This is a genomic window from Streptomyces sp. NPDC007346, assembly GCF_040703535.1.
GTDB lineage: Bacteria > Actinomycetota > Actinomycetes > Streptomycetales > Streptomycetaceae > Streptomyces.
The window spans coordinates 1-10,432 of sequence record NZ_JBEYKR010000199.1 but is presented as its reverse complement, the minus strand read 5'-3'; the positions used below and the strand labels follow the sequence as shown (position 1 = coordinate 10,432).

At 73.4% G+C, this 10,432-nt stretch carries 11 protein-coding genes; 4 read left to right on the top strand and 7 right to left on the bottom strand.

All coding sequences use genetic code 11. From position 1 onward, the window contains the following. The 6 genes from AB0917_RS31605 to AB0917_RS31580 form a co-directional block, all read right to left on the bottom strand. Window positions 1-913 (bottom strand): STM4011 family radical SAM protein (locus AB0917_RS31605; RefSeq protein ID WP_366823135.1); only part of this gene is annotated, 913 nt, incomplete at its 3' end. Between the two features lie 7 nt (window positions 914-920). Continuing rightward, a complete protein-coding gene (locus AB0917_RS31600; protein ID WP_366823134.1) occupies window positions 921-2,297 on the bottom strand; it encodes an STM4012 family radical SAM protein in 1,377 nt (458 codons plus the stop codon). Continuing rightward, window positions 2,294-3,106, bottom strand: a complete 813-nt coding sequence (locus AB0917_RS31595) for an STM4013/SEN3800 family hydrolase (RefSeq protein ID WP_366823133.1) — start codon at window positions 3,104-3,106, stop codon at window positions 2,294-2,296. Before AB0917_RS31595 ends, AB0917_RS31600 begins: the two co-directional genes overlap by 4 nt. A gap of 16 nt (window positions 3,107-3,122) precedes the next feature. Continuing rightward, the gene (locus AB0917_RS31590; protein WP_366823132.1) at window positions 3,123-4,280 is read right to left on the bottom strand and encodes an STM4014 family protein; all 1,158 of its coding nucleotides are present in this window, start codon (window positions 4,278-4,280) and stop codon (window positions 3,123-3,125) included. Next, entirely contained in the window at window positions 4,261-5,208 is a 948-nt protein-coding gene (locus AB0917_RS31585; protein ID WP_366823131.1) for an STM4015 family protein, read from the bottom strand. The genes AB0917_RS31590 and AB0917_RS31585 overlap by 20 nt, the downstream gene beginning before the upstream one ends. A 6-nt stretch (window positions 5,209-5,214) precedes the next feature. After that, a complete protein-coding gene (locus AB0917_RS31580; RefSeq protein ID WP_366823130.1) occupies window positions 5,215-6,174 on the bottom strand; it encodes an STM4015 family protein in 960 nt (319 codons plus the stop codon). Between the two features lie 197 nt (window positions 6,175-6,371). On the opposite strand from AB0917_RS31580, the gene AB0917_RS31575 reads away from it, so the two are divergent. Continuing rightward, window positions 6,372-6,698, top strand: a complete 327-nt coding sequence (locus AB0917_RS31575; RefSeq protein WP_366823129.1) for a hypothetical protein — start codon at window positions 6,372-6,374, stop codon at window positions 6,696-6,698. 67 nt (window positions 6,699-6,765) lie between these two features. Then, window positions 6,766-7,767, top strand: coding sequence for a DUF6745 domain-containing protein (locus tag AB0917_RS31570; RefSeq protein WP_366823128.1), 1,002 nt, complete (start codon window positions 6,766-6,768; stop codon window positions 7,765-7,767). A gap of 6 nt (window positions 7,768-7,773) precedes the next feature. On the opposite strand, the gene AB0917_RS31565 is transcribed toward AB0917_RS31570, so the two are convergent. Then, window positions 7,774-8,385 carry a TetR/AcrR family transcriptional regulator gene (locus AB0917_RS31565; protein ID WP_366823127.1) on the bottom strand — a complete coding sequence of 204 codons (612 nt, stop codon included), beginning with the start codon at window positions 8,383-8,385 and terminating at the stop codon, window positions 7,774-7,776. Window positions 8,386-8,535: 150 nt separating this feature from the next. On the opposite strand from AB0917_RS31565, the gene AB0917_RS31560 reads away from it, so the two are divergent. Both AB0917_RS31560 and AB0917_RS31555 read left to right on the top strand, forming a co-directional pair. Beyond that, window positions 8,536-8,976 (top strand): PPOX class F420-dependent oxidoreductase, encoded by a 441-nt coding sequence (locus AB0917_RS31560; RefSeq protein WP_366823126.1) that lies wholly within the window; start codon window positions 8,536-8,538, stop codon window positions 8,974-8,976. A 157-nt stretch (window positions 8,977-9,133) separates the two neighbouring features. Further along, the gene (locus AB0917_RS31555; protein WP_366823125.1) at window positions 9,134-10,342 is read left to right on the top strand and encodes an MBL fold metallo-hydrolase; all 1,209 of its coding nucleotides are present in this window, start codon (window positions 9,134-9,136) and stop codon (window positions 10,340-10,342) included. Window positions 10,343-10,432 lie beyond the last annotated feature (90 nt).

Below are 10,432 nucleotides of genomic sequence, written 5' to 3'. Positions count from 1 at the left end.
GCTCCAGCAGAGGAAGCGCCCGCCGGGGCGGGCTCGGTGCCACGAGCCCGGCCGGCGGCGCGCCCGCGCCGGTCCCGGCGGGTATCCGCTCCAGGACACCGCCCGCGAACACGTCGTACAGCGGCAGCGTCTCCAGGTGCACATAGCCGATATGGCAGTCGCACACCGAGAGCGGACAGGCCCGGGGGCCCAGCGCCCGGCGGTAGCTCCCGTCGTAGAGGTTCCCCAGCTCCGCCTTGACGAAGTGGCAGCGCCGCACCGTGCCGTCGCCGTCCACCGAGACCACCGACTCGCCCGTCCGGCAGGGCAGCCCCGCCGAGCGGTGCGGATGCCTGCTGTAGGGGAAGAGCGGGTCCAGCTCCGTCCACCGCTGAGCCTCCTCGTCGGTGTACGTATGCCCCTCGGCGGCGTTCACCCAGAGGTAGACCTCCTCGGGCAGCGCCGCCCGCAGCCGCCGCGCCTCGTCCAGGTGGGCGTCGAAGCCCACCACACCCACGCTGTAGCGGATCCCGCGCGCCGACAGCTCCCGGCACCTGCCGAGGAACCGCTCGTACGGTGTCTGCCCCGGGTGGTACGTGCACCACAGCGCGATCCGCTCCGGATCGGCCTCCGCCAGCCACGTGGTGCGGCCGCTGAGGTTCGTCTGGATGGCGACCCGGCCGATGTGCGGGAGACGGGACAGCTCCGTCAGCGCCCGCCGGTACCAGGAGCGCACCAGGCCCTCGCCCCACGGGGTGAACAGCACGGAGAGCCGGTCGCCGGTCTGCGCGGCCGCCCACGCCGTGAACCGCTCCAGCGCCTGACGGTCCGCCGTCAGCTGGGCCCGGCTGTCGCGCCGTTTGGCGAACGGGCAGTACGGACAGTCGTAGTCGCACGAGGCCAGCGGGCCCCGGTACAGGATCGTCAGGTCCACGGCCCGCTCACTTCCGCTCGTACGCGGCCATCGCGGCCCGCACCCCGGGGGAGAACAGCGCCGGGCCCAGCGCGTCCGAGTACGCCAGCCCCAGCGGGGAGAGCCGCAGCAGGCCCTCCGGCGCCCCCTGATCCAGCCAGCCCCGGTCCGCGAACCGCTCCAGCTCGGCGGGGAAGTCCTCGCGGGGGTCCGTGCCGAAGCGGGCGCGGTAGTCGTCCACGGGCAGCCCCGCCGCCTGGAGCAGCGACTGGAGCAGGTGGCGCCTGCGCGCCTCGGCCGCGTCGACGTACCGGCCGACCTCGGCCCGGGAGAAGTCCTCGGTGGCGGTGAAGCGGTCGATGATGGAGCGGATCTCCCGCATGTCCACGGCGTAGTCGAAGGAGTAGTGCAGGGCCGCCGTGTAGGAACGGGCCCCGCAGCCCAGCCCGATCATGCCGTCGGTCTGGCAGGCGTAGTCCTCGGGGCCTTCCCGGGGCGCGTCCGCACGCCGGAACATCCGCATCGACACCTGCTCGTAGCCGTGCGCCAGCAGGTGGTCACGGCCCACCGCGTACAGCCGCAGCCGCTGCTCGTCCCAGGCGGCCTGCTCCAGCGCCTTCGCCTCCGGGCCGCTCCCGGCGCCCAGGCGGTGCAGGCCCGTCAGCGGGCGGACGTAGAGCGGGTAGAGATACAGCTCCTCGGGGCGCCAGGCCAGCGCGGCATTCAGCGAGGTGAGCCAGGTGCGCTCGGTCTGGCCGTCGATGCCGTAGATCAGGTCGATGTTCAGCACCGGTGTCCGGGCGTCCCGGATCCGGGCGAGAGCCGCCTCCACCTCGGCCCGGCGCTGCGGCCGGACGGCGGCCCGCGCCTCCTGGTCCACGAAGCTCTGCACGCCGATGCTGATGCGCGTCGTGCCCCGGTCCGCCAGCACGGCCAGCCGGTCGGCGGTCGCGGTCGAGGGGGACGTCTCCACCGACAGCGGCACCGCGAGCAGGTCGGCGCCCATCCGCTTCTCCGCCATGTCGCAGAGCCGCTCCAGCTCACCCGCGGTCAGGAAGGTCGGCGTGCCGCCGCCGAACGCCGCCGCGGCGAACCGCACCGGCCCGTCGTCGCCGAGCGCGTCCCGTACCGCCACGGCCTGCCGGTCCAGGGCGTCGAGATAGCGGGTCGTCAGCTCCTCGGGCGCGCCGATCCGGGTGAACAGGTTGCAGAAGCCGCAGCGGACCTCGCAGAACGGTATGTGGAGGTACAGGGAGAGGGCGCTCTTGGGTTCGGCCGCCCACAGCTCGCGCAGTGCGGGCCGGTCCGGCAGCGGGCGGTAGGCCGTCTTGTGCGGATAGGCGTAGACGTAGCTCTCGTACGGCCTGACGGCGGGCGGCGGGGAGCTGGTGGTGGCGGTCGTCATCGGGAGGCCCCCGGTTCGAGGAAGAAGTGGGCGTACGGCACGGTCCAGACGGCTTCGTGGCCGAGCCGGTGGCCGGTGTAGCCGTCGTCGCCGTACGCCGTGCCGTGGTCGGAGCAGACGATGGCGAAACACCGGCGGCGGCTGCTCGCCGCGGCGAAGAGGCGGCCGATGTGCCGGTCGACGTACTCCAGGGCGGCCGCGTGGGTGGCCCGGGAGTCGCCCGCCTCACGGGTCGCGCCCGGCGTGTGGAACCAGTTCGGCTGGTGCAGCGCGGACACATTGACGAAGAGGAAGAGCCGCCGCTCCCGTGGGAGCCTGGCCACGACCTCCTCGGCCCGGACCACCTGCTCCTCGAACGAGGTCGGCGACGCGACACCGAACTCCGGCTCCCAGTGGCTCTCCTGGAACATCCCGGGCAGCACCGAACCCAGAGGCCCCCGCCGGTTGAAGAAGCCGACCCCGCCGACGCACACCGTGCGGTAGCCCTCGGCGGCCAGACCCGACACCAGATCCGGGGTGTCGAAGACGAACGTGCCCTTTGCCGTCGTCTCGCTGCCGGCGAAGCGCGCCGCGAACAACCTCGGGTGCGGTCCGGGGGTGGCGGGCGTCGGCAGGAACCCGGCGAACATCGCGTGGTGCGAGGCGTAGGTGAAGCTGCCGGGTGCGTGCCGCTCCTCCCAGACGCCCCCGGGCAGATGCCGGGCCAGATTCGGGATGCGCCCGGCGGCGGCCAGCTCGGCGGCGACGTCGTGGCGCAGGGTGTCCAGGGTGACCAGCAGCAGGTCGTGGCTGCCCACGACCTCGGCCATATCGGGTCGCGGGGGGTCAGGGAGATGTGACGGCATGGTCGTTCCTCGTTCGGTCCGGTACGGCGGCGACCTGCGCCGCATAGGTGTCCAGTCCTTCGGCGCCGCTGCCGGGCAGACCGGTCAGTCCGGGCAGCAGATCACCGAAGGCGTTGACCTCGCCGACGGCGAAGCGCCGCCAGCCGGCCGTGGGAAGCAGGTCGACGCCCACGCACAGCGTCCCGGGGAAGCAGGCGGCGGCCCGCTCGCACAGGGCCAGCGCCTCGCGCCAGCAGCCGCCCACCGCCGACACCGCGGCCCGGACCTCGTCGAGATCGCCGCGGGCGCCCCCGAGGTGCAGGTTGGTCATGGGGGAGAGGCTCGTCCGGACGACGGCGTGGGTCGCCCGGCCGCCGACGACCACGATCCGCAGATCGGCGGCCCGCCCCCGCTGGGAGGCCTTCGGCAGCCAGCGCTCGATGTGCAGCCCGTCCGGGGCGAGCGCGTCCACGAGCGCGCCCACCTCCCGCTCGGTGGTGTACCGGCGGACCCGCAGCGAGTTGAACAGCCGCCCCTCCGGGTCCCGTTCCACCGAGGTGCTCGCCCTGACCCGGCCGGGGCCCGCGGTCTCCACCGCCAGCACTCCGGAGGCGGAGGAGCCATGGGCGAGCTTCACGAACGCCCTGGGCATCCGGTGCTCCCGCATCAGCGCCCGTACGTCGGACCAGCCCCGCACCGCCGCCCCCTGCGGCCCGGACGTGGGCGAGGCGGGCACGGCGACCCCCGCCGCCTCCAGGAGGGCGTGGCAGAGCCGCTTGTCGAAGAGCGCGGCGAGGTCACCCGGGGAGGTGAGCGTCCCGGCACCGGCGGCCGAAGCGGCCCGCGCCACCTCGCCCACCGCCGCGAGGAACGCGGTGTACCACCGGGCCGAACCCTCCACCCGGGTCGGATCGTCGACCCCGCGCAGCAGCCGCTCCACCTCCGCGTCCTCGCCGGGCGAGTCGATCCGTACGGTCTCGCCCGGCTCGAACGCTGCCTGACCGCCCAGCACCTGGAGCCAGGACACCACCCGGGCCGGCTCCAGCCCGGCGGCCCGCACGGCCTCCTGGAAGAAGGCGACCCGGCGGTTGCCCGGATTGCCCACGACCGCGAAGCGCGGGGCCGCAAGGCTCCCGGGGCTACTCGCTGACGGCGACATAGCGCTCCGGTTCCTCGTCCTCGTCCGCGTAGTCCTCCTCGGCCTCGCCGCCTTCGACCACGGCCGGGGCACAGGCGGCCCGGATGCGGTCCAGCACCGGGCCGGTGAGGTAGTGGTGGCGCAGGTCGAGCGTGGCCAGGTGGTTCAGGGGCTGCCCGTTCAGCAGGGCCTCCCCGCCCGTGTCGCTGAGGGTGCCCATGGACAGCGCGAGGGTCTCCAGCTGGGCGACGACGGGCGCGGACGCCACGGCCGCGGCCATCTCGTCCTGGAGCTCGCTGTTCTGCAGGCCCAGGTGGCGCAGCCGGGGGAACGTGGAACCCGACAGGACCGGCCCGATGTCGTCGACCGTCGCGTCGGCGCCGTACCACGAGCTGCCGAACCACAGGTCCAGCCGCTCCAGCGCGGGCAGTTCGCTCGCGGCGACCGCCCGCACCAGATCGCCGGGCAGGCCGCCGGACTCGAAGCGCAGCGACTTCAGCGCCGCATGGCGGACGGGCCGCAGCGCCAGCCCCTCCTGGCCGCAGCCCCGCACCGTGAACTCCTCCAGCAGCGGCAGCGCTTCGAGCACCGGCGTGATGTCGCACATGCGCAGCCACGACACCTCGCACTCCTCACCCACCACATCGGCGAGGAAGAGCCCCCGCAGGGCCGGGAAGCGGTCCGCGTGGGCGACGATCAGCTCGACCACCGGGGCGAACGGCGTGTACTCCTCATGCCACCAGGGGCCGATGACGAGCGCCCGGACCCGCGTCGTGTCCACGGTGTCCAGGAACCGCTGCCAAAAGAAGGCGAAGTCCGCCTGCTCCTCGTAGTCGCACTCCAGCCGCCAGGCCACCGCGTCGGCGGCGGGCAGGGGCACGGACGCCGCAGGCGTATGGACCGGCAGCCCGTGGAAGTGCTCAGGGTGCCGGATACCGATGTAGGTCATGGTCGCTCACTCCGACACGGCGGTGTAGCGGCTCTCGAGACCGCGGCCGCGCCACGGCTCGTTCCGCTCGGACAGGTCGACGCGCACCCCGTGCGGCTCCAGGGCCGAGCGGACCCGCTGCTCCATCGCCTCGGTGAGGAAGTGGTGGTGGAGGTCGAGCTCGTCGAGATGGGTGAGCGGCTGCCCTTCCAGGAGGGCGGCCGCGCCCTCGTCCCCCAGCGTCCCGTTCGACAGGTCGAGCGTCCTGAGCCGGGCGACGACCGGCGCCGACGCGAGGGCCGCCGCGATCTCGTTCTGGAGCTCGCTGTTGCGCAGCCCCAGGTGGTGCAGGCCGGGGAACCGGGTCCCCGAGAGCAGCGGCGCGAGATCGGCCACCTCGGTGTCGCCGTCGTACGCGGACACGCCGAGCCAGAGGTCCAGCCGCTCGAGCGCGGGCAGCTCGCTGTCCAGCACCCCGCGGACGACCTGGACGGGCAGACCGCCCGCCTGGACGGTCAGCGACCGCAGCCGGTCGTGCCGCGTCGGCGGGAAGACCAGGCCGGAACCGCCGCGCACCCCGAATTCGGTCAGCGCGGGAAAGGCGCTCAGCAGAGCCGTGACGTCCGAATGCTCGATCCAGGTGATCTCGGCCTGCTCCGCCTCCAGATCGCCGACGAACACCGCCTCCAGCGAGGTCAGCCGGTCGGCGGCGGCGATCACCAGGTCGATCGGGACGGAGGAGTTCTCCTCGTACGGCTCGCCCCACTGGCCGATGATCAGGGCCTTGACCCCGGCCGGGTCGACCGAGCCCAGGAAGTCGGCGAACTCGTCCTCCCAGGGCCGGTCCTGGTCGTCGTCCCCGTACGGATCGACGGAGACGCGCCAGGCCGCGTCACCGGCGGCGGGCCGGTCGGCAGGGTTGTCCTTGTGCTGGAAGTCGACGGCCGGAAGGCCGCCGAACGCCGGTAGATGCCGCGCACCGTACATCGCACTGAGCTCCTGGTCCTGGGGACGGCTGATGTCCGCAAGGTTTATCAAGCCGCACTGACAACGCCGCGACCGGGACGGCCCCGGGCCCCGCCGGCCTCGCTCCGGGCCCGTCGGCAGGGCCGGTTGTCAGACCCTGCCCGTAGCGTTTTTCCCGTGGCCGGCACAGCGGGTGCCGCGACCGAGGGGAGAGGTCTGTGTACCGGCAGGGCGATGTACTGATCATGGCGTTGGAGGAGTCGGCGGTGCCCGCTCCCTTCCTGAAGGCCCAGGGCGAACTGCGCGACGGGCGGGGGCGGCTGGTGCTCGCGCTGGGGGAGGTGACCGGGCACGCCCACGCCGTGCAGGGGCCCGGCCGGCTGATCCGGGAGGCGGGCCCGTTCGGCCCGATGCTGCTCCATCTCCCGGAAGGCGGACGGGTGGTGCACGAGGAGCACGCCACGATCCCGCTGCCGCAGGGCTGGTTCCGGGTGGTGCGCCAGCGGGAGTACGCGCCCGGCGCGGTCCGCATCGTCGCCGACTGACCACCCGTACGCACACAGGCAACGGACCGAGCACGACGACCGAACACAACTGGGGACGGGACAACCGATGCAGCACGTGAATTCCTGGCGGGACGTGGCGGCGGCGACCGGCGCGGCGGACCGGGCGGCCGCCGAGGAGGGCGTGCGGCGCGCCTACCGCACGGCGGGACTCGCCGAGCCCGAGCGGATCGTCTGGGCCGCATCGCCCCGGGCGGCCGTCGAAGCCGTCGAGAAGCTGGCCGACGCCGGACGGTCGGTGCGCGAGGAGGTCCGCACCCGGCCGTGGGCCCAGGAGCGCCGCCGGATGTACGACGAGCTGGGCCCGGCCGGCTGGTCCGCCCTCTGGTCCGCCACCGGGGCCCAGCTGTGGGAGACCACGGCCGCGCTCGCCGAGCGGATCCGGTCCGGTGTCGCCGCCGATCTGGCGCCGCGGCCGCAGGACGAGGGCGCGGTGCGGCTGGTGCTGCTCGACGCGGTGCTCGGGCAGCACGACGCCGCCTGGCTCGCCGCCTTCGACGGGCGCGGTGACCGGCTCACCGGCCTGGCCGAGGTCGCCCGGAACGCCGGCTGGTGGTGGCCGTACGAGAGGGCCGTGGTCATCAGCGAGCGGCCCGAGGTCCTGCACCGCGACGAGGCGGGCCGGCTCGACCACGGGGGTGGGCCGGCCCTCGCCTACCGGGACGGGTTCGCCCTGTACGCGTGGCGCGGCATGCCGGTGCCCGCCGCGTTCCTCGCGGAGCTGGCGTCCCTGACCCCGAAGCGCATACGGGAGGAGGAGAACGCCGAACTCCGCCGCGTGATGCTGGAGTTCTACGGCTACGACCGCTATCTCACGGAGTCGGGGGCCGAGCCCCTCCACCGCGACGAGACGGGCATCCTCTGGCGGATCGCCCTCGACGGGGACGAGGACGTGGTGATGGTCGAGGTGGTCAACTCCACGCCGGAGCCGGACGGCACGCACCGCACGTACTGGCTCCGCGTACCGCCCGCGACGCGGAGCGCCAAGGACGGGGTGGCCTGGACGTTCGGGCTGGAGGGCGCCGCCTACGCCCCGGTGCGCCAGACCTGACGCGCGTCAGCCGGTCAGCGCGGTGCGGTCGATGCCCAGCTCGCGGGCGAGCGCGTCGTCGGTCCAGCGCAGCATGGTGGCCCGCGAGAGCGGACCCTCGTACGACGTCATCTGCACGGCCAGACCGTCCAGCAGGGCGGTCAGCCGCCAGGCCGCCGACTGCGGGTCCTCGCACCGGAACTCACCGGCGGCGGCGCCCTCCTGGATGACCTCGGCCAGCTCCGCCTTCCACCGCTGGTCGAGATCGCCCGCGACCTCGCGCAGAGCAGGCTCCCGCAGGGAGGCCGCCCAGCCCTCGATCCACAGCCGCCACCCCTTGGCCTGCCCGGTCGGCGCGTACCACCGCACGACGGCCCGCAGACGCCGTACGGCGGTGGTGCGCCGGGCCAGCAGCTTGCGCAGATGGGCGAGGTCGGCCTCGGCCGCGTACGCGAAGGCGGCGGCGACCAGCTTCTCCTTGGTCGAGAAGTGGTAGAGCACCAGCGCGTTGCTCACCCCCAGCGCTGAGGCCACATCGGCGATCCGCACGGAGGAGGCCCCGCGGATCTCGATCTGTTCGACCGTCGCCCGGAGCAGCTCCCCGCGCCGCTCCGCCCCGTTCAACCGCACTCTTGCCACGCGACCACCCTAGTCAATGCGCCGGTCACCGCCGGTCACCGAAGATCATGCCGTCACCTTGCATGACGCGACGGCGACCCCCGGACGTGACACCCCCCGCGAGAGCGGGCGGGCCGGAATCCTCGAAGGGAGAAGCACGTTGGACCGTTCATGACGTCATTCGAACCGGCACGAGAAGCGCTGCTCGGCCTCATCGGCGAGCACGACGGGGGAGTGCTCGTCACTCTCAAGCGGGACGGGCGGCCCCAGCTGTCCAACGTCAACCACGCGTACTACCCCGACGAGCAGGTGATCCGGGTGTCGATCACCGAGGGCCGGGCCAAGACCCGCAACCTGCGGCGCGACCCCCGCGTGAGCTACCACGTCACCAGTGACGACCGCTGGGCCTGGACCGTCGTGGACGGCACCGCCGAGCTGACCCCGCCCGCCGCCGAACGGGACGACGCCACGGTGGAGGCCCTGATCACCCTGTACCGCGACGTGAAGGGGGAACACCCGGACTGGGAGGACTACCGGCGGGCCATGGTGGAGGACCGCCGGGTGCTGCTCACGCTGCACATCGAGCACGTCTACGGGCAGCCGCGCGGCTGAACGGCCACCGACCGAGGTACGGCGGGCTCCGACGGGGTCCCGCCCGCCGCATGCGGGATTGCGCCCGCCGGAGCGGCTGCTCCGTTCACCGTTCTCTTCTCGCCCTGTCGGACAGTCCGACGATAATGGGACGACACCGACTCCCCCAGGAGATGTTGTGACCGGCGCCGACTACTTTGTCCCCTTCCGTACGAAACTGCGTTCGATGCGCTCCGAGCCCTTCGGGGCCGATCCCGCGGGAGCGCGGATGCAGCGCATCCTCAGCTCGCCGAACTTCGCCGACGGGGTGTTCCAGAACCCGATGGGTGCCCGGACCAGGCCGTCCGGGTCCACGCTGGAGTTCGCCAAGGTCTACTTCCAGAAGGAGCAGCGGATCCGCAGGGCGCCGGCGGGCGCCGTTCCGGTCCATGCCACGACCCTCGCCGATCTGGCCGCACCGCCCGCCACGGGGCTCCGGCTGACCTGGATGGGTCACTCCAGCGTTCTCGCCGAGATCGACGGCCGCCGGGTGCTGTTCGACCCGGTCTGGGGTGAGCGGTGTTCCCCCTTCCCCTTCGCCGGGCCCAAGCGCCTGCACCCGGTCCCGGTGCCGCTGGCCACGCTCGGCCCCGTCGACGTGGTGGTGATCTCCCACGACCATTACGACCACCTCGATCTGCCGACGATCCGCGCGCTGGCCGGCACGGACACCGTCTTCGCCGTGCCGCTGGGGGTCGGCGCCCATCTGGAGCGCTGGGGAGTGGCGCCGGGCCGGCTGCGCGAGCTCGACTGGAACGAGACGGCGGAGGTCGACGGGATCAGCCTCACCGCCACCCCCGCGCGCCACTTCTGCGGCCGTGGTCTGCGCAACAACCAGCACACGCTGTGGGCCTCCTGGGCCGTCCGTGGCCCGGAGCACCGGATCTACCACAGCGGGGACACCGGGTACTTCCCCGGATTCCGGGACATCGGCGCCGAGCACGGCCCCTTCGACGCCACGATGATCCAGATCGGTGCCTATTCGGAGTACTGGCCGGACATCCACATGACCCCCGCCGAGGGGATGCGCGCCCATCTGGACCTCCAGGGCGGACGCCCGCACGGGGTGATGCTGCCGATCCACTGGGGCACCTTCAACCTGGCCCCGCACGCCTGGGCCGAGCCCGTGGAGTGGACGAAGGACGCCGCCGAGGAGGCCGAGCAGCCGGCCGCGTTCCCCCGGCCGGGTGAACCCTTCGAACCCGCCGAAGCGCTCCCCGTGGAGCCCTGGTGGCGTGCCGTCTCCGCACCGATGGCGGCCGCGCGGTGGCGTAGGGCGCCGGCGGACGCGGCTCTGGGCGGCGCACCGGTCGTACGGCGGGACCTGGACGTGGCCGGGGAGCGGTGACCGCGGGAGCCGGGGTGCCCGCCGGGAGGCCATGACCGCGTCGCCGGGGAACACGGGCGGGCCGGCACCCCGGGAGTACGGGGGTGCCGG